Genomic DNA, 18,765 nt, shown 5'->3' with positions numbered 1-18,765 from the left:
CGCCCAATTGCGCCGATGCAGGCACGGGGACCAACATCGCCGCTATGCCGGTTGCCAGGACGACCGGCTTGATGCGCTTCGATAGCTCGATATTCATGAAATTCCCCCTCTGGCTGGACCTTAACGCTGTGACGGGCTGAAGCAAACCGATAAGCGGCCCATCATGATCCGACAGAAGAATTTACATGGGCAGATGGAGGAAAACCAGCAGAGCAGGCGGATATCTCCTTCCGGTTGCGGAAGAGATGAAGATCGACAATTGATTTTGCCCGACCGTTTGAAATAAGCATTATTTGGCCATTTCCGGGAACCGGATTCGCGGTTCCCGCGTTGAGGAAGCAAATACATTTTAGCGGAACATTTTTATGACCCATCAGATTATGATCGTGGAGGATGAGTTTCTCATCGCCATGGAGCTGGAACAAATTGTCGGTAATCTCGGATATGATTGTATCGGTGTCGCCGATGACACCGAATCCGCATTGGCGCTGGTCAGGAAAAAGCCGGGGATCGCTCTTGTCGACGTTAATCTGAGCGACGGACCGACCGGACCGATTATCGGCGCGCGGCTGGCCAATGAATTTGGCGTGAAAGTGGTCTTTATCACTGCCAATCCCCGGCTGCTGGGTGACGGCGTCGAGGGGACGCTGGGCGCGGTTACCAAGCCGGTTGAAATCGAGGTGCTGAAAGATGTTCTGAACTATCTGGTAGATGTCTCCAACGACAAGGATGATGCCGAACCGCCGCAGCGGATGAAGCTTTTCGACTGATCCGATCCGGTTCCCAGCGCTAGCTCCCGGCTAATCGGGAGGCCTGGACTTCCATGTCGATCTGCAAACCGGTCGGCAGCCACAAGCGCTCCAGCTTGCCACCCAGTTGCTGGGTTACCGACATTTCCACAAGCCTGGAACCGAAGCCTGACTCGGTCGGCGGTGTCTCGATCGGAGCGCCGCCCGTTTCCGACCATTTGAACCGCACCAGATCCTGATCATGCACGATCGCCAGTTCCACGCGGCCCTCATCAGCGGCCAGAGCGCCATATTTCATGGAATTGGTCGCCAGCTCGTGGAAAACGAGCGCGATGGGGGTTGCGGCCCTGTCGCCCACCGCAATATCGCCACCGGAAATTTGCAGTCTATCGTCCGAATAGGCCGGGTAAGAGGCAAATATCTCGGATAGTAGACGCTGCATTGTGACATCGCCCAGCTCTGCCTGTTCCTTGTCATTGTGCGGCCTAACATATTCGTGCGCGCGGCCCAGGGCGGCAATCCGGCCCTTCAGGGTTTCTGCCGGCTCGCGGAACCGCTCGTCCCCGCGAGCGGTCATGCTGATCAGTCCGGATATGATCGCGAAAATATTCTTGATGCGATGGCTGAGCTCCTGACTGAGCATCTCGTTATGGCTTGCCGTCTGCTTGGCATCCTCGATATCGGTGCAGGTGCCGATCCAGCGCTGGATTTTCTGGTCCGGACCGATGATCGGCAGCGCGCGTCCCAATACCCAGCGATATTGGCCGGAATGGTGGCGGAGACGATATTCGACCTCGTAAGGCTCGCCGGTCTGCAGACTGTGATTCCATCTTTTCCAGGCTTCCGGCTGATCGTCGGGGTGAAACATGTCGGCCCAGGCTTCGCCGTCGGTCGAACCAGCGGGCGCGCCGGTAAATTCGTACCAGCGGGCGTTATAATAATCATGATCGCCGTCGGGCAAGGTCGACCAGACCATCTGCGGCATGGTGTCGGCCAGCGCGTGAAAGGCATCACCGCTCTGCTGCAAGGCTCCCCGCTCTTGCAGCCGAGAGTCATTTGCCTGCCGGTCTCTATATTCATTCAACCTGAAATTCTTGATCTGGCTGCGGGTTGGCATAATCAGCTTCCACTGTTTTCCGGGTCGGACGTCCGGGTGATACACATATGCGGGGTAGAAAGGCGTAGCGAAACAATTTAGTCTATTTTGTAAAAATGTAACCAAATCTTTTCGCATGTATGAAAATTTTCGCGCCGTCTTCCCTGCAGGCTGTCCATCATAGACGGCTGGCTGTGCAACGTAATGGCCGGTGCGGCGTTGAAAGATAATATGGCTTTTGTGATGTACCGGCGATGAGCGCCATTTGCGACTTAACGCAATGGCGCTTCGTCCCGCCCCGCTGAAAGGGACTGTTTCGTGCGTGAGATTGGAATCGTGGGAAGCGGCCCGATGGCCATTTATCTGCTCAAACATCTCGCGTCCGGCGACGAACCATTGTCGATCAGCATTTTCGAAGCTTCCTCGACCGCCGGGATGGGAATGCCCTATGATCCCGCCTTCAACGCCGACTATATGCTGTGTAACGCCTTCAGCCGCGAAATTCCGGCACCGGTTCGCCCGCTGGTGGACTGGCTGAAGGATCGTCCGGCCCGCGAGTTGGGCGAATGGGAATTGTCGGCGCACGACCTGACGGCGCGGGCCTTCTATCCGCGCGTGCTGATCGGCGAATATCTCCACTCGCAATTCGGCGACCTCTGCGAAAAGGCCCGTCGCGCCGGACACAGGGTCGCGGTTCGGACGCAATGCCGGGTGACCGATATCGAGGCCGGTGACGCCGGGAAGGCCACGATATTCTATGACAACGGGAAATCCGCCAAAAAGCAGCAGTTTGACGAAGTCGTGATCGCTTCGGGACACAATTGGCCGAATGCGCCGGACATCGACGGTGTGACGCTGGTTTCGCCCTGGCCCTATACGAATATCACCGGACTGGAGCAGGACAATATCGGCATATTGGGTTCCTCGCTGTCTGCGATCGACATTGTTGTCGCCATTGGCCATGCGCGCGGCGCGTTTGATGAGGATGGTGACGGGATTCGCTGGCTGCCCGATGATGAGGGGTGCGGACTGCAGGTCACCATGGTGTCGCATATGGGAATCATGCCCGAGGGCGATTTCTATTATCCCTTTCCCTATGAACCGCTGACCTGCCTCACGCCCGAAGCGATTGCCCAGGAGATGGCTCAAGGAGACGATTGCCTGCTCGATCGCGTGTTCGCGCTCCTCTGCGAGGAACTGGACGCGGCCGACCCCGATTATCTTGCGAGTTTGCCCGACAGCGCCCGGTCGGTGGAAGGTTTTGCGCCCGCCTATTTCGCCCGTCGGCGGGACGTTGGCGGGTTGCGCGCGGTGAAACGGGATCTGGCTGGCGCGCGGGAGACGATGCGCCGCAAGGAAACCATCCCGCACCGCTACGCCCTGCTCCGCGGCCACGAGGCGTTTGACCGGATATTGCGGCAGTTACCGGAAAAGCAATATGACCGTTTCCTCGACCATCTGATGCCGGTCTTTGCCGACTGCTACGCGGCGGTCCCGCATCTGTCGCTGGCGCGGATCATTGCGCTCCATGACGCCGGTGTGCTGCAACTCGTCGCGACCGAAGACGGGGCCGAATTCTCGGCGGACGAGGCCGGACAGATCATCGTCGAGACGGAAAATGGTACCGCCGCGTTTGACGTCATGGTGGACGCCCGCGGGCAGTCTCCGGCGTCGCTGACCGACCTGCCCTTTCCGCGACTGGTCGAGGCCCTGCATGCGCCCGAAATGCCTGTACTAAAGCCATTTGCTCTGAAACTCGAGGCCCGCAAGCCAGTCCTGTCCACTGCCTGGCGCTGCCACAGCTTCTCGAGCGTCATCCGTTTTCGCAGGGGCTGGTGGAATGTTCCCGCCTCGCGCGCTGCGTTGCCGACGATATATTGGGCAGGCCAGCAGCCGGCAGATAGCGGCTTCGCGTGGGCGGATCCGGGCTGAGGCTGGTGGTGGAGCGGGTGAAGGGAATCGAACCCTCGTCGTAAGCTTGGAAGGCTTCTGCTCTACCATTGAGCTACACCCGCATTTTCCGATCAACCGTCAAGGTTGACCGAATGCGCCGCTATTGCCACCGCTTTTGTGGTCCGTCAATCAGGAAAGGTCGAGATTTGCCTTTGACAAGGGACCCTGCCGTTCAAACCATTGTTCGACGGCCCGTTGTTCGCCTTCGTTCATGTGCAATCCCAGCTTCGACCGCCGCCATAGTATGTCCTCGGCGGTGCAGGCAAATTCGCGGTCGATCAGCCAGCGGATCTCGATCTCGTAGAGGCCGGCACCGAAAGACTGCCCCAAATCCGCGAGGCTGGTGACATCCGCCAGAATATTGGCGGTATCGGTGCCATAGGCGCGGGCCAGCCGGTGCAGGATCGACCGGTCGATGAAGGGCCAGCGGTCCTCATATTGATCGACCAGCGAGTCGAACCTGTCGGGCCGGAAATCACCGCCCGGCAGGTGCGCTTCCTTGGTCCAGTCGTCGCCGTCGACATCAAGGGCGTCAGAAAGTGTGCGGATCGCCTGCAGCGCGAGCACGCGATAGGTGGTAATCTTGCCGCCAAAGATCGACAGCACCGGGGCACCATTGTCATTGTCATAGTCGAAGACGAAATCGCGGGTGACCGTGGCGGCGCTGCGGCTGTGGTCGTCGAACAGCGGACGGACACCCGAATAGGTCCACTGGATATCCTCGCGCGTCACCGGTTTCAGGAAATATTCGCTGGCGGCCGCGCAGAGATAGTCGATTTCGTCATCGCTAATCTTTGCCTCGCCCTCGGCATAGGTCCATGGCTGGTCGGTCGTCCCGATCAGCGTGTAATCGTCCTCATAGGGAATGGCAAAATGATGCGGCCATCGCTGTTCTGGAAAATATAGCTGTGGTCGCCCTGATATTTGCGTTTCACCACAATATGGCTGCCCTTTACCAGGCGCAGTTTTGCCGCGTGGTTGCTGCGGTCGTAGAGCGCGGTGACCGGGTCGACCCAGGGGCCGGCGGCGTTGACCAAGACTTTTGCCTGCTCTGTCCTGGTCACTCCTTGTTCTCGTATCTGCAGGTTCCAGTGATCGGTTCCCCGATCAAGCGCGACGCATTCCGCCCGGGTCCGGATTTCGGCGCCCCGGTCCGCGGCATCGCGGGCGGTGAGCGAAACGAGCCGGGCGCCTCGACCCAGCAATCGGAATAGGCAAATCCCTTTTTGAGCCGCTTCTGCAGAGGATCGCCGCGGCGGTCGCGGAGCAGGTCGAGGCTTCGGGTTCCCGGTAATATGTCGCGGCCCCCCAGATGATCGTAGAGAAACAGGCCGAGCCGCAGCAACCAGGCGGGCCGCATGCCCTCGTCGACCGGCAGCACGAAGCGCATCGGCCAGATGATATGCGGTGCGGCGCGGAGCAGAACTTCCCGTTCCTTGAGCGCCTTGCGGACCAGATTGAATTCATAATGTTCGAGATAGCGCAGGCCGCCATGTACCAGCTTGGTGCTGGCGGACGAGGTGTGCGAGGCGAGGTCGTCCCGCTCGACCAGCAGAACCTTCAGTCCCCTGCCCGCTGCGTCGCGTGCAATTCCGACGCCATTTATGCCGCCACCAATGATCGCCAAGTCGTACATTAGCGACCTCATAGACAAATCGGCGATTTGTGCAATGTTGCATTGCAACATAGACTGCTTTCGCTTGCCTTTTCAAAGCCAGCTTATAGCGTGAAAGCGCAATCAGGGAGCGGAACATGGCGGCACAGCATATATTGGTCATCGATGAAGGAACGACATCGACCCGGGCGATGCTGTTCGGTGTCGACGGCAAGCTGCAAGGCTCGCAGCAGGAAGCCCTGACCCAATATTATCCGGCTCCCGGGCTGGTCGAACATGATGCTGCCGAAATCTGGGAGAAGACCCTGAGCTGCAGCCAGAAAATGATCGAGAAGGCCGGCGGCGCCGACAAGATCGCGGCGATCGGTATCACCAACCAGCGGGAAACGGTCGTCGCCTGGGACAAGAGATCGGGCGAGCCGCTTGGCCGGGCGATCGTCTGGCAGGACCGCCGCACCGCCGCGACATGCGATCGCATGAAAGACGACGGTCTCGAACCGATGGTCCAGAAAAAGACCGGCCTGCTGCTCGATCCCTATTTTCCGGCAGCAAGATCGGGTGGATGCTGGAAAACTGGCCGGACGTGCGGGCGGCGGGAGACAATCTGGCCTTCGGCACGATCGATTCCTATCTGATCTACCGGCTAACCGGGGGGCAGCATGTGACGGATGCCAGCAACGCCAGCCGGACAATGCTGATGGGGCTAGACTCCGATGACTGGGACGACGAACTGCTGGCGCTATTCGGCATTCCGCGCAAAGCGCTCCCCCGGATTGTCGATTGCGCGGGGGAACTGGGAACCACCGCGCCGGAACTGTTCGGCAGCCCGATCGCCATTTGCGGCTCGGCTGGCGACCAGCAGGCCGCCACCATCGGCCAGGCCTGTCTCGACATCGGCCAGACCAAGGCGACCTTCGGGACCGGAGCCTTCATCCTGACCAACAGCGGGGAAACCGCGCCACGGTCGGACAATCGGCTGCTGTCGACTATCCTCTATCAATATCAGGGCCGCCGTATCTATGCGCTCGAGGGGTCGGTGTTCGTGGCCGGCAGCCTGATGCAGTGGCTGCGAGACGATATCGGCCTGCTGAAATACGCCGGAGAGAGCGAGGAGCTCGCGCGTTCGGTCGACGACAATGGCGGGGTCTATCTGGTCCCTGCCCTGTCCGGTCTCGGAGCGCCGCACTGGCGGGCCGATGCGACCGCTACTATTTCGGGTTTCAGCTTTGCATCGAAAAAGGCGCATATCGCCCGCGCCGCGCTCGAATCGATGGCCTATCAATGTCACGACCTGAAGACAGCGTTTTCTGCCGATGGCGTGGACTGGCAGAATTTGCGGATCGACGGCGGGATGGTGGCCAATGACTGGATGGTGCAGGATCTGGCCGATATTCTTGATATCACGGTCGAACGGCCGGAATTTTTCGAAACCACGGCGCTCGGCGCGGCGATGCTGGCAGCGGTCGGCTGCGGAATTCACCCCTCGCTGGAAGCCGCATCGGCGATGATATCCGGGCTGGACGTGCACGAACCGGCGATCGAGCCCGAGACCAGAGACCTCCGCCTTGCGGGCTGGAAACGGGCGATCAGTTCGGTCCTGACCAGCTAGACTTAAAGCTCGCCGCCAGCAGACATAAAAAGCCCACATCATGCGGGCTTTTCTATTCATCAGCTTTCGGGGCAGTTTGCCTTCAGGCTGTTTTCTTCTTCTTTTCCGCCTTCACGTCGGCCCAGATTGTCCGGTAGGACAGATAGGCAAGGATCGTCGCGATCAGCAGGAAGGCGAGAACCGCCCAGCCGGTCTGATGCCGTTCTTCCAGCTTCGGTTCAGCCGTCCAGATCAGGAAGGCCGTCACATCTTCGGCCATCTGTTCGATGCTGGCGTTGGTGCCATCGGAATAGCTGACCATGTCTGCAGCCGCCAGTGGTGGAGCCATCGCGAGATTCAGGTTCGCGAAATAGGGATTATAATGCAGTCCCGGTCCCGGCTGGTTTGCGTCCGGCAGATTGGCCGGCGGGTTCTGATATCCCGTCAGCAGGGAATAGACATAAGGCGCGCCGCCTTCGCGGGCCTTGGTGATCAGCGAAAGATCAGGCGGGATCGCATTGTTGTTGGCAGCGGCAGCCGCAACATTATTGGCAAATGGCTTGGGGAACTTGTCAGCTGGCAGCGAGGAACGCGTCGACATTTCGCCCGTATTCGGATCAACATCCGGCGTTTGGATGGGCCAATTGGCTGCAATCGCCTTCACTTCATCTTCGTTATAGCCGATTTCTTCCATATTGCGGAAGGCAACGAGACGCAGGGAATGGCAAGCTGCGCAGACTTCCTTGTAGACCTGGAAACCGCGCTGAAGCTGCTGGCGATCAAATTTGCCCAGAGGACCATCCGAGCTGAAGGATATATCCTTCGGTTCCAGATGGAACGCGTGTTCGGCCGTTTCCTCGGGCGGGTTTGTGATATATTCTTTTGCACCCATTGCAAAAGAGACCAGGAGCCAGCCTGAAAAGAACAGGCCAACCAATATTCCGATAAATCTTACCATTACGACAGGTCCCTGTTTCTTAGCTGGCAGTGTTGAGTGGCTTGCCGGTTACCGATTCCGTAATACTGTTCGGCAAAGGCTCGGGCTTTTCCATCCGCGACAACAGCGGCAATATGATCAGGAAATGCGCAAAATAATAAGCGGCGGCCAACTGACTGATCATCACAAATGGTTCCTCGGCCGGTGCACCGCCACAATATCCGAGGATCAGCACGTCGATCACGAGGATGCCGAAGAAGATCTTGAATTTCGGACGGAAGTTGCCCGAGCGAACCGGTGACTTGTCGAGCCATGGCAGGAAAAACCAGACCAGGATCGCGGAGAACATCGCCAGTACACCAAGCAGCTTCGCCGGAATGAACAGGAAGTCGAAGGTGAAGGCGCGCAGGATCGCGTACCAGGGCCAGAAATACCATTCCGGAACGATATGAGCCGGCGTCGACAGCGGGTTGGCCGGAATATAGTTGTCGGCATGGCCCAGCGCGTTCGGCAGGAAGAACATCAGCGCGGTGAAGAAGATCAGCGCAAGACCGATCGTCCAGCCATCCTTCGCGGTATAATAAGGATGGAACGGAACCGTGTCCTGTGGTCCCTTCACATCAACACCGGTCGGGTTGTTCGAACCGGGAATGTGCAGCGCCCAGATATGCATGATGACAACGCCGACGATGACGAATGGCAGCAGATAGTGAAGCGAGAAGAAGCGGTTCAGAGCGGCGTTATCCGGAGCGAAACCGCCAAGCAGCAGTTCCTGGATCGGCTTGCCGACAAGCGGAATGGCTTCAAACAGGCCGGTAATCACCTTCGCGCCCCAGAAGCTCATCTGTCCCCAGGGCAGAACATAGCCCATGAAGGCAGTGGCCATCGCAAGAAGATAGATAACCACACCGAGCAACCACAGCATTTCGCGCGGCGCCTTGTAGGAACCGTAGAAAAGGCCGCGGCCGATATGCAGATAGATGGCGATGAAGAAGAAGCTTGCGCCATTGGCATGGGCGTAGCGGATCATCCAGCCGCTGTTCACGTCGCGCATGATATGTTCGACGGAATCAAAGGCAATATTTGCGTTGGCCGCATAATGCATGGCCAATATGATGCCGGTAACGATCTGGACCACCAGAAACAGGCCGGCCATCGAACCGAAGTTCCACATATAGTTCAAGTTGCGCGGCGCGGGATAGCCGGCACCAACGCTGTTGTAAACGAACCGTGGCAGCGGCAGCTGCTTGTCCATCCACTGACCGAAATCAGTTGTTGGTGTATATTCTTTTGCCCAAGGAAAGCTCATTTTTCTTCTGCCCCTTAGCCGATTTTCACGACAGTATCTGAAAGGAATTCATGTTCCGGAACCACGAGGTTGGTCGGGGCCGGACCTTTGCGAATGCGGGCGGCCGTATCATAATGCGATCCGTGGCACGGGCAGAAATAGCCGCCAAATTCACCTTTTATTTCGCCCTGTGCGGCACCCAGCGGCACGCAGCCGAGATGGGTACAGACGCCGAGGGTAATCAGCCAGTTTTCCTTGCCGGGGGTTGTCCGCTCGGCCAGGGTCTCCGGATCGCGCAGACCGGCGACATCAACGTCATTGGCCTGGGCAATTTCCGCTTCCGTGAGGTTGCGAATGAAGATCGGCTGTTTGCGCCAGCTGGTCTTGATCGACTGTCCGGTCTCAATGGCCGAAATATCGACTTCAATCGATGACAGGGCGAGAACGTCGGCGCTCGGGTTCATCTGGTTGACCAACGGGAAAACCGTTGCCACCGCCCCGGCACCAGCGAAGCTCACTGCTGCGATATTGATAAAGTCCCGGCGGCGAACGCCGCTTTCTTCTGCGACTGCCGTATCAGCTGTTTCAACCGTTGCCATGCAAACAAGCCCTATAGAAAATTTATGACCCCAAGACTGCCAGAATGTCCGGTACTGCTCAACAGCAGTTTGAACAGGCAGTGAATTGCGCGCCTGATAGCCGCGAAGGACAGGGTTTGCCAACAGGGAATTTTCGATTGACCAAACATTCACTTCCCGCTCAAGGTATGCGACCCATGAGGATAGCATTGTATCAACCCGAGATTGCGGGAAATTTAGGAACGATATTAAGGACTTGCGCCTGCCTTGGCGTCGCAGTCGATATCATAGAACCCTGTGGTTTTCCGTTTAGCGATCGAAGTCTGAAACGCGCCGGAATGGATTATTTCGAGCATGTCGAATATACCCGTCACGCCGACTGGAATGCGTTCCGGGAAAGCGTCGATTCCCGCAAGGCAAGGATTATCCTGCTTTCCAGCAAGGCGGATGCGCCGCATTACGGATTCGCATATCGCGAGGACGATATTCTATTGTTCGGATCGGAGGGATCAGGAGTTCCCCTGACTGTACATGAGCAATGCGATGGTCGAATCACGATCCCGATGAGAGCGGGTATGCGCAGCTTGAATCTCGCGGTATCGGCTGGCATGGCCTTGGGTGAAGCACTTAGACAAACAGGACAATTTCCGGAATGACCTCAGGATTGGATGATCAACAGCTTACGAGTCAGACGTGGTTCAAGGAACTGCGTGACCAGATTTGTGCGGAATTTGAAAAGATCGAAAGCGAAGCGGGCAGCGACGCCACCTTCGACTATATTCCCTGGGATCGGCAGAATCCCGACGGCAGCCCCGGTGGCGGCGGTACACAGGGCCTGATGAAGGGCAAGATTTTCGAGAAGGTCGGCGTGAATATCTCGACAGTGGACGGCGTGTTCAGCGAGGAATTCCAGGCCCAGATCAACGGGGCGGAAGAGGATCCGCGTTTCTTTGCCACCGGCATCAGCCTCGTCGCTCACATGGCCAATCCTCATGTGCCGGCGGTCCATATGAACACCCGATTCCTGTGTACGACCAAACGCTGGTTCGGGGGCGGTGCCGATCTCAACCCGGCGATCCCCTATGAGGAAGATACCGAGCAATTTCACGCCCGCCTGCGTTCGGCCTGCGCGGCGCACAATCCGGAATATTATCCGCGGTTCAAGAAATGGGCGGACGACTATTTCTATATTCCCCATCGGAAGGTCCACCGCGCGTCGGCGGGATTTTCTACGATCATATCGAATTGGACCACGAATCGGATTTCGATCGCCATTTCGCTTTTACACAGGATGTCGGACGGGCCTTTCTCGACATTTTCCCCAAGCTCGTTCGCAAGCGCATGGATATGGACTGGACCGATGCGGAAAAGCAGCAACAGCTGGAGTGGCGCGGTCGCTATGCCGAGTTCAATCTGGTCTATGACCGGGGCACGACCTTTGGGCTCAAGACCGGCGGGAACGTGGATGCGATCCTGATGAGCCTGCCGCCCGAAGCCAAATGGGTCTGAACCGCTGAACATGGCGTTGCAGGACGTCCCGGCGGGCCATGTCGCCACCATCATCACCCATCTGGAGATGCTGGAAAAGCCTGTCCTGCCCGCGACCGGCTCCGGTCTCGAATTGACAAGCTGGCCCAATCCGGCGGTCGAGGACTATTGCGCACTGTTCCGCAAGGTCGGGGAACCGTGGATGTGGATATCGCGGCTATTGATGGACGAGAGCGAATTGAGGGCCATTATCGAGGATCCGGCGGTCGAAATCTCGATGATTCTCGACGACGAAGCGCCGGTCGGCTTTATCGAACTGGATTTTCGTGTGGCCGGACAGTGCGAGATCGCCTTTTTCGGACTGGTGCCGGAAATGAACGGTAAGGGACACGGACGCTGGATGATGAACCAGGCGCTGAATATGGCTTGGCGAGACGGGATCGAGCGGGTCTGGCTGCATAGCTGCACGCAGGATTCACCGCGCGCCCTGCCCTTTTACCGGCAATGCGGCTTCCGGATCTTCAGGCAGCAGACCGATATCATGGAAGATCCGCGGCTGACCGGCCATTTGCCGGAATCCGCGGCGCCGCATGTACCGATATTGAAATAGCTTGCTAGAGCGCAGCTGACCGGCGGCCGGACAGTTCGATATAGATGGACGCAATCGCGGCCGAGAGAATCAGCTGGAAGATGGTCCCGACCAGCGCAGAAACCAGGTTCACGATCAGCATCCAGCCCTCGCCCCCGGTGGCCAGGCCGACCAGAATGCCGGTCAGTGCCTCCAGAACATTCATGACAATTGCTCCCACAACCATGATGATCAGCAGGAAAAACAGGATTGCAAACCCGTTGTCCCGGGTCAGCGACCAGCTCTGCTTGAGCAGTTCCACGGGATTGCGTTCCTGATGATCGGCAAGAATAACCGGGATCAGCACCAGGCGGCAGCCAGATAGAGGCCGGGCAGGATGAACAGCATCAGGCCGGGCAGGATGATCAGTCCGGAAAGCAGATTGGCGAGCAGATATATCAGAAGGAATTTCAGCGCAGCGGTCAGGTTGTCGGCTACGGTATGGCTGCGCGACGGAACAAGCGCAAAATAGATCGCCAGCGCGCCAAAGCTCATCACGAGATTGGATGCCAGAATCGCGAGCGCATTGTCGTTGAAATAGGCCATATAGATGGCAATCAGCGCATTGGAATCTTCTTCGCCGGTCAAGATAGGCGGAGCGACATATTGGGCGAACAACAAGGTCGGCAGGAACAGAAAGACCCCGGCGATCGCGATAACGGCCTCTTTATGCGCCGCGAGCAGGGCCATCGCACCATTCCAGCATTGCATATAGTCGAGCTTCATTTTTCCGTTCCCAAATTCATTTCCGTATCGCAAGCTCTTGCCACCTGACCAGCAAAAGTGCACGAAATTTCTATGATTGATCCCAATGACATCGAATGGCGCGTCGCGCCGGAAAAGATCGCATATCCCGAAGCGCTGGCCGAGATGGAACGGCGCAACGCGGCGGTCCGGGCCGGAGAAGACAAGGAACTGATCTGGCTGCTGGAGCATCCGCCGCTTTATACCGCCGGCACCAGTTCCGATCCGGCGGAGCTGCTCAGCCAGGCCTTTCCCGTTTACGACACCGGGCGCGGCGGCCGGCATACCTATCATGGTCCGGGCCAGCGGGTCGGCTATGTGATTCTCGACCTGAAGAGACGCAACGGTGACGTGCGCGCTTTTGTCCACGCGCTGGAAGACTGGGTGATTGCTGCGCTGGCAGAATTTGGCGTTGCAGCGCGGGCTGTGGAGGGCCGTGTCGGCATCTGGTGCGATACGCCGGACGGACAGGAGGCCAAGATCGGAGCGATCGGCATCCGGATCCGCAAATGGGTGACGATGCACGGCTTCTCGGTCAATATCGATCCGGATCTCAGCCATTTCAGCGGAATCGTTCCCTGCGGTATCAGCGAATATCCGGTGACCAGCCTTGCCCAACTGGGCATCGCGATAAAGCTTCAGGAATTTGATGAAGCGTTGCAGAAAACCGTTGGCGCCTTTCTCAAGGCGATTGATCGCGGCTGATTGCGGGCTATGACAATGCGGTTACCCCATGACGAGAAGAGGACGAGATCATGATCACATTCACGAGAATTGCAGCAGTCGCTGTGGCCGCACTGGCCGTTTCGGCCTGTTCGGGCAATGACGCGCCCGATTCCGGCGAGGTCACGGAAACCCGGATGGACGATGTCGATGTTATCGATGGAACGATCAGCGATGATATGGTCGATGTCGACACGATCACGGAAGTCGACGCGACCGGCGAGGAAACGGGCGATTCGTCTGCCAAGAAAGAGGATACTGCATCGACCGCCACCGGAGATTCGGAAGCAGAAGCTGCGGAATAGGCTGTCAGGCCAGCCCGAGAATCTTGTGAGTCTGTAGCGACAGCCGCCATTTCGGATGGGCTTGCACGAAGGCAATTGCCTGTTCGAGATGGGCCTGGCTGGCTGACGGGTCGGCAATAGCGTCTTTCGGCTGCAGCAGCAGATTGGCAAAGTCCCAGTCCTGCATCTCCTGCCAGTCGCTGCCGTCCTGCGGCCAGACCAGCTTCAGTTCGTCACCGGACCGCTGGACCGTTTCGCTCTGCGCCTTAGGGCTGACGCAGATCCAGTCGATCGTGCGTGGTACCGGCAGCGTGCCATTCGACTCGATGGCGATGAAAAACCCTCGGCGTGCAGCGCGTCGATCAGGGCATCGTCGACCTGCAGCATCGGTTCGCCACCGGTCAGCACCACGAACCGCGAATCGCGCGCCTCACCCCATGTTTCGGCAACGGCTGCTGCCAGATCATCGGCAGAGTGGAAACGTCCACCACCTTCGCCGTCCATCCCGACAAAATCAGTATCGCAAAACTGGCAGATTGCCGCGGCGCGATCCCTTTCCAGCCCAGACCAGAGGTTACAGCCGGCAAAGCGGACGAACACTGCCCGGCGACCCGCGTGGACGCCCTCGCCCTGCAGCGTCAGGAATCGTTCCTTGACCGCATAGCTCATGATATTGCGTATCGGGTCGGGTCGACGATGCCGGCTTCTTCAAAACCCTTTTGCCGCAAGCGGCAGCTGTCGCACAGGCCGCAGGGCAGATAGTCTTCGGTCGGGTCGTAGCAGGACCAGCTCCAGGCCGGGTCGAGCCCGAGCCGGATGGCCTCGCTCGCGATATCGGCCTTGGTCATATGCTGCAACGGGGTCCGGATGTGGAAGCCGCTGCCCTGATCACCCGCCTTGGTCGCAAGATCCGCGAGCCGTTCGAACCCCTCGATAAATTCGGGCCGGCAGTCCGGATAGCCGGAATAGTCCAGGGCATTGACCCCGATGAAAATATCGCGGGCATTGCGAGCTTCGGCCAGGCCGAGGGTCAGCGAGAGAAAAATGAGGTTGCGAGCGGGAACATAGGTTACCGGAATATCATCGGTCACACCGGTTTTCGGCACATCGATATCCGCCGTCAGCGCCGAGCCACCAAAGCGGCTCAGGTCAAGCGGAAGCACGATATGCTCCGATACGCCGAGTTTCGATGCAATTGTCCGGGCCGATTCCAGTTCGACCTTATGGCGCTGGTTATAGTCGATGGTAAGCGCAATGAGCCGATAGCCCTGCTCGGCGGCGATCGCCGCGGATACCATCGAGTCCAGTCCGCCGGACAATAATATGATCGCTGTTTTCGATTCGGAAGTCATGATGCGCCCCGCTAATGACCTTGCCCCCGCGGCGCAAGTATTGCGCGCTGGCCGGGCCCAGGTTCAGGACCTAGCAGCTGCCTGTGCGGCGGCCCTCCAAGTCGACGGAAAAGGGATCGCTATTGCGAAAGCCCTGGGATGATATCTGCACCAAAGTGCTGGATTCCTTCTTGATTTCGGTAACGCCATGGCCGGCGGGACCGCATTTGTAGCTCACGCGAAGCTTCTTCGGGTCATTTTCGATCACATAGCGGGTGCAATTGGCGTTGCCATGCTGGATTTGCAGCAGCAATTCCGGGTTGCCGAGACAGACCTTCTTGCCCGGCCCCCGGGAACCACGTTCCTTGAGCGTCCATTCGCCCGCGGTCAGCCCGTCGAGCAGGAGCATCTTAGGCGCCTGTGCGGGCGCCGCTATCGCAAAGCCCGACAGGACGGCGGCAACTGCGCTGATGGATTTGATCAGTTTCATGCCTTTCATTGAAATCTTCCCGTCATGTTGGTTTGCGTGATTGCTCATGGTGAATCTGGTGATAATCCTGAATTACGGCCAATATTGTCGCTAAATATGTCCATCGATAGGATTTTTCCGACAATCGGGCGTGATTGCCTTATTTTCGACGGCATTCAGTTGTTCAGGCTGGTCCCCGTGATCGTGAACGTCCTGCTGCAAAATGCGCAGTCTATCGCGATATTACCCAGATCGTCGACCATATCTTCCTTATCTTCTTTCGGGAAACGTGCGATCACGTCCCGGATATGGTCCTCATTACAGCGGCATCCCTTAACGCACGCTTTACCGCTCAAAACTCTCACCTCGTCGCTCTCGCTGAACAATCGCCAGAGAATGTCCTTGAGCGGAAGCATCCTGTCGGTCAGTTCCGCCGGCTGGATGCTGCCACCCATGATCGCGACATGCTCCCATTCCGGATGATCCAGCTTGGCGTGCAGCCGTTCGCGGCCTTCCTCTCCTTCGGGAAGATGCTGTACCAACAGGCCGCCGGCCGAGATATTGCCCTGTATCTCTTCGACGGCAACGCGGATCAGAGTCGGGATCTGCTCGGACTGGAAGAAATAATTCTGCACGGCCTCCGACAGGCTGGACCCTTCCAGGGGCACGATGCCCTGGTTGCGGCCCCGTGGTTCGGGCAGGTCAAAGGTGATCGCGAGATAGCCCTTGCCGAACAGGGCCATCAGGCTGGGCTCGACGGGCTGGGCGGCGAGCCGCTCGCGGTCAAACTGGACATAGCCGCGCAAGGCACCGTCCTTATAGTCACAGGCGAGCAGGCTGATCACGCCCGCCTCGGTCTGGGCCTGCAAGGTCAGTTGCGACCCCTCTTCCTTCATCAGCGCGCCGAGCATCGCGGTCAGGCAGACGGCTTCCGCCAATATGTCGCGGATCAGGGGCGGATAGTTGTGCGCTGCCAGTATATCGTCGAGAGCGGGGCCCAGACGAACCACGCGACCACGACAGTTTTTTCCCGGAATCGCGAAGGACAGGATGCTGTCGGTGAGCGCTACTTCCACCATCAAATCTGGCCGAAACACCAGCGAAGAACCGACTTCTGCGCATGAATCCGGTTTTCCGCCTCGTCCCATACCACCGATTGCGGACCGTCGATAACCGATGGCATGACTTCCTCGCCGCGGTGGGCAGGCAGACAGTGCAGGAACAGGGCATCCGCTTTCGCCTGCTCCATGATCATATCATTGACCTGATAGGGCATCATCGCTTCAAGCTTGGCTTCCGCATGTTCCTGCCCCATCGATACCCATGTGTCGGCCACGACGACATCGGCGCCGGCTACGGCTTCATTCTCGTCGCGGTGAATCGTGATGTTCGCGCCGGCGTCGCGTGCCTTCTTGATGAATTCGGGATCGGAATCATAGCCCTCGGGACAGCCGATCCGGACATTATATTTCATCAGTCCCGCACCTTCGACGATGCTGTTGAGCACATTATTGCCATCGCCCAGCCAGGCAATTTCCAGACCCGGCAGCGATTTTCCGTGTTCGACCAGCGTCAGCAGGTCGGCAACGATCTGGCAGGGATGTGAAAGATCGGTCAATCCATTGATCACCGGCACGCTGGCATTGGCAGCCATTTCCTCGATTTTCGCATGATCGTCGGTGCGGATCATGATCGCGTCGCACATGCGGGAAAGGACCTTGGCCGTATCATCCACGGTTTCGCCGCGTCCGAGTTGCATCGAGCCGCTGTCCATAACGATGCTGGAACCGCCGAGTTGGCGGATAGCGATATCGAAGGACACGCGGGTTCGCGTGCTGCTCTTTTCAAAGATCATCGCCAGCACATGGTCGGCCAGCGGCCGGTCTGCATCCGGTTTGCCCTTGGGGAAACCGGCACGCGCTGCCTTGCGGTCGATCGCGTCACTGATCATCGCTGCAATGGCATCCCCGCCCGCGTCGGAAAGATTCAGGAAATGCCGGCTCATGATGCAGGTGCCTCATAATCGGCCGCGCCAGCGGACAGTTTCTCGATGAACGTCGCGATGTGACTGTCATCGATATTGAGCGGCGGCAATATCCGTAGTGTATTGTCCCCTGCCGCCACGGTCAGAAGGCCGTGATTGTCCCGCAGATGGGCCACAAAGCTGCGCGCCTCCTGCGTCATCATGATACCGAGCATCAGGCCCTTGCCCCGAACGCCCAGGAACAGCTCGGGATAATTGCCGATAAACTGCTCGATCGCTGCACGCAGCTTGTCGCCGGTGGCCCGGACATTTTCGAGAAATTCGTCATTGGCCACGATATCCCAGACCGCATTACCGGCTGCCATCGCCAGCGGATTGCCGCCATAGGTCGAACCGTGGGTTCCGGGCACCATGCCGCGTGCGGCTTCTTCGGTTGCCATGCATGCGCCGAGCGGAAAGCCGCCACCAATGCCCTTCGCAGTCGCGACGATATCCGGCTTGATCCCGTAAAGCTCGTAAGCGTAAAGCGCGCCGGTGCGGGCCACGCCGCATTGCACCTCGTCGAGCGCCAGCAAGATACCGTGCTTGTCGGCAAGGGCGCGCAAGCCCTTCATGAATTCGTCCGACGCTGGCCGTACACCGCCCTCACCCTGGATCGGCTCGACCAGAAAGGCAGCGGTCTTGTCCGTGATTGCCGCTTCAGCGCCCGCCAGATCATCAAAATCGACATATTTGAAGCCGGCCAGCAGCGGCGAGAAACCGTGGTGCATCTTTTCCTGGTTAGAGGCCGAGATGGTCGCCATCGTCCGGCCGTGGAAGGCGTTCTTGAACGTGATGATCTCGAACCGGTCGCTGCCCGCCGACTGATGATAGGCGCGCGCGGTCTTGATCGCGCATTCCACTGCTTCCGCGCCGCTATTGGTGAAAAACACCGTATCGGCAAACGTTGTGTCGACCAGCCGCTGGGCGAATTTTTCGCCTTGCGGGCTGCCATAGAGATTGGAGACGTGCATAAGGGTCGCAGCCTGATCCTGGATTGCCTTCGTCAGGTGCGGATGACCATGACCAAGCAGGTTGACCGCAATGCCGCTGGCAAAGTCCAGCGCCCGCGAACCGTCCTCGGAAATCAGCCAGGCACCCTCGCCTCGCACAGGACGAAAACCGCACCGGGGATATACGGGCATGAGCGGAGTAATCGTCATCTTATCTTCCTTCCGAAAACGGGACTTGAACAAAATAGAAAAGGCGACCCGACTGGCCGCCTTCCGAAACAGGCCACCCTTATATGCCGCTTCATGAAGCCGGTCAAT

Annotated in this window: 20 protein-coding genes, 1 tRNA gene and 3 pseudogenes; 8 read left to right on the top strand and 16 right to left on the bottom strand. The window is 58.4% G+C overall.

Going from position 1 to position 18,765, the window contains the following annotated elements; translation table 11 throughout:
* The first annotated feature begins 365 nt into the window (after positions 1-365).
* Positions 366-770, top strand: a complete 405-nt coding sequence (locus C8024_RS04545) for a response regulator (RefSeq protein ID WP_100094722.1) — start codon at positions 366-368, stop codon at positions 768-770.
* Between the two features lie 19 nt (positions 771-789).
* Here C8024_RS04545 and C8024_RS04540 read toward each other — a convergent pair whose 3' ends face one another.
* On the bottom strand, positions 790-1,866 hold the full coding sequence (locus C8024_RS04540; protein WP_217271991.1) for a sensor histidine kinase: 1,077 nt from the start codon (positions 1,864-1,866) through the stop codon (positions 790-792).
* 297 nt (positions 1,867-2,163) lie between these two features.
* Between C8024_RS04540 and C8024_RS04535 the strand changes: the two genes are divergently transcribed.
* Complete coding sequence (locus tag C8024_RS04535) at positions 2,164-3,777, top strand: FAD/NAD(P)-binding protein (protein WP_367947147.1); 1,614 nt, start codon at positions 2,164-2,166, stop codon at positions 3,775-3,777.
* Positions 3,778-3,786: 9 nt separating this feature from the next.
* Here the strand turns inward: C8024_RS04535 and C8024_RS04530 are convergent.
* The 4 genes from C8024_RS04530 to C8024_RS22895 all read right to left on the bottom strand — a co-directional run bounded on the left by C8024_RS04530 (position 3,787) and on the right by C8024_RS22895 (position 5,434).
* Positions 3,787-3,860 (bottom strand) — tRNA-Gly (locus C8024_RS04530).
* A gap of 67 nt (positions 3,861-3,927) precedes the next feature.
* The gene (locus tag C8024_RS22905) at positions 3,928-4,665 is read right to left on the bottom strand and encodes an FAD-dependent oxidoreductase (RefSeq protein WP_367947149.1); all 738 of its coding nucleotides are present in this window, start codon (positions 4,663-4,665) and stop codon (positions 3,928-3,930) included.
* Positions 4,638-4,937: an FAD-dependent oxidoreductase gene (locus C8024_RS22900; protein WP_367947148.1), complete on the bottom strand. Its 300-nt coding sequence runs from the start codon at positions 4,935-4,937 to the stop codon at positions 4,638-4,640. Before C8024_RS22900 ends, C8024_RS22905 begins: the two co-directional genes overlap by 28 nt.
* Entirely contained in the window at positions 4,859-5,434 is a 576-nt protein-coding gene (locus C8024_RS22895) for an FAD-dependent oxidoreductase (RefSeq protein ID WP_367947146.1), read from the bottom strand. The genes C8024_RS22900 and C8024_RS22895 overlap by 79 nt, the downstream gene beginning before the upstream one ends.
* 116 nt (positions 5,435-5,550) lie before the next feature.
* On the opposite strand from C8024_RS22895, the pseudogene C8024_RS04520 reads away from it, so the two are divergent.
* Positions 5,551-7,022: pseudogene (locus C8024_RS04520) on the top strand (FGGY family carbohydrate kinase).
* Between the two features lie 82 nt (positions 7,023-7,104).
* Here C8024_RS04520 and C8024_RS04515 read toward each other — a convergent pair.
* From C8024_RS04515 to petA, 3 genes are read right to left on the bottom strand one after another with little or no spacing between them, the layout of a single operon-like run.
* Positions 7,105-7,959, bottom strand: a complete 855-nt coding sequence (locus C8024_RS04515; protein WP_173203134.1) for a cytochrome c1 — start codon at positions 7,957-7,959, stop codon at positions 7,105-7,107.
* A gap of 19 nt (positions 7,960-7,978) precedes the next feature.
* Entirely contained in the window at positions 7,979-9,247 is a 1,269-nt protein-coding gene (locus C8024_RS04510; RefSeq protein ID WP_100094717.1) for a cytochrome b N-terminal domain-containing protein, read from the bottom strand.
* Positions 9,248-9,261: 14 nt separating this feature from the next.
* Positions 9,262-9,825, bottom strand: coding sequence for a ubiquinol-cytochrome c reductase iron-sulfur subunit (gene petA, locus C8024_RS04505; protein ID WP_100094716.1), 564 nt, complete (start codon positions 9,823-9,825; stop codon positions 9,262-9,264).
* A gap of 176 nt (positions 9,826-10,001) precedes the next feature.
* Here petA and C8024_RS04500 point away from each other — a divergent pair, with 176 nt between their 5' ends.
* The 3 genes and pseudogenes from C8024_RS04500 (at position 10,002) to C8024_RS04490 (ending at position 11,902) form a co-directional block, all read left to right on the top strand.
* The gene (locus C8024_RS04500; RefSeq protein WP_217271993.1) at positions 10,002-10,460 is read left to right on the top strand and encodes a tRNA (cytidine(34)-2'-O)-methyltransferase; all 459 of its coding nucleotides are present in this window, start codon (positions 10,002-10,004) and stop codon (positions 10,458-10,460) included.
* Positions 10,457-11,313: pseudogene (gene hemF / locus C8024_RS04495) on the top strand (oxygen-dependent coproporphyrinogen oxidase). Before C8024_RS04500 ends, hemF begins: the two are co-directional and overlap by 4 nt.
* 10 nt (positions 11,314-11,323) lie before the next feature.
* Positions 11,324-11,902 carry a GNAT family N-acetyltransferase gene (locus C8024_RS04490; RefSeq protein WP_173203132.1) on the top strand — a complete coding sequence of 193 codons (579 nt, stop codon included), beginning with the start codon at positions 11,324-11,326 and terminating at the stop codon, positions 11,900-11,902.
* A gap of 4 nt (positions 11,903-11,906) precedes the next feature.
* Here the strand turns inward: C8024_RS04490 and C8024_RS04485 are convergent, their stop codons facing one another.
* Positions 11,907-12,227, bottom strand: coding sequence for a hypothetical protein (locus C8024_RS04485; RefSeq protein WP_173203130.1), 321 nt, complete (start codon positions 12,225-12,227; stop codon positions 11,907-11,909).
* Entirely contained in the window at positions 12,221-12,646 is a 426-nt protein-coding gene (locus tag C8024_RS04480; RefSeq protein WP_173203128.1) for a hypothetical protein, read from the bottom strand. Before C8024_RS04480 ends, C8024_RS04485 begins: the two co-directional genes overlap by 7 nt.
* Positions 12,647-12,718: 72 nt before the next feature.
* On the opposite strand from C8024_RS04480, the gene lipB reads away from it, so the two are divergent.
* Together lipB and C8024_RS04470 are read left to right on the top strand one after the other, a co-directional pair.
* Positions 12,719-13,369, top strand: coding sequence for a lipoyl(octanoyl) transferase LipB (gene lipB, locus C8024_RS04475; RefSeq protein WP_173203126.1), 651 nt, complete (start codon positions 12,719-12,721; stop codon positions 13,367-13,369).
* A 50-nt stretch (positions 13,370-13,419) separates the two neighbouring features.
* Entirely contained in the window at positions 13,420-13,692 is a 273-nt protein-coding gene (locus C8024_RS04470) for a hypothetical protein (protein WP_100094711.1), read from the top strand.
* Between the two features lie 4 nt (positions 13,693-13,696).
* Here the strand turns inward: C8024_RS04470 and queE are convergent.
* From queE to C8024_RS04440, 6 genes and pseudogenes are all read right to left on the bottom strand, one after another.
* A pseudogene (gene queE, locus C8024_RS04465) lies at positions 13,697-14,340 on the bottom strand (7-carboxy-7-deazaguanine synthase).
* Positions 14,337-15,023, bottom strand: coding sequence for a 7-cyano-7-deazaguanine synthase QueC (gene queC, locus C8024_RS04460; protein ID WP_173203124.1), 687 nt, complete (start codon positions 15,021-15,023; stop codon positions 14,337-14,339). Before queC ends, queE begins: the two are co-directional and overlap by 4 nt.
* Before the next feature lie 70 nt (positions 15,024-15,093).
* Positions 15,094-15,501, bottom strand: a complete 408-nt coding sequence (locus C8024_RS04455; protein WP_100094708.1) for a hypothetical protein — start codon at positions 15,499-15,501, stop codon at positions 15,094-15,096.
* A 146-nt stretch (positions 15,502-15,647) separates the two neighbouring features.
* Positions 15,648-16,550 (bottom strand): Hsp33 family molecular chaperone HslO, encoded by a 903-nt coding sequence (locus C8024_RS04450; RefSeq protein ID WP_173203122.1) that lies wholly within the window; start codon positions 16,548-16,550, stop codon positions 15,648-15,650.
* Positions 16,550-17,476, bottom strand: coding sequence for an ornithine carbamoyltransferase (argF, locus tag C8024_RS04445; protein WP_173203120.1), 927 nt, complete (start codon positions 17,474-17,476; stop codon positions 16,550-16,552). The genes C8024_RS04450 and argF overlap by 1 nt, the downstream gene beginning before the upstream one ends.
* The gene (locus C8024_RS04440) at positions 17,473-18,657 is read right to left on the bottom strand and encodes an aspartate aminotransferase family protein (RefSeq protein WP_173203118.1); all 1,185 of its coding nucleotides are present in this window, start codon (positions 18,655-18,657) and stop codon (positions 17,473-17,475) included. Before C8024_RS04440 ends, argF begins: the two co-directional genes overlap by 4 nt.
* Positions 18,658-18,765 lie beyond the last annotated feature (108 nt).

Source organism: Sphingopyxis sp. BSNA05 (assembly GCF_013265645.1).
Taxonomy (GTDB): domain Bacteria; phylum Pseudomonadota; class Alphaproteobacteria; order Sphingomonadales; family Sphingomonadaceae; genus Parasphingorhabdus.
This window is presented reverse-complemented; position numbering and strand designations above follow the sequence as displayed.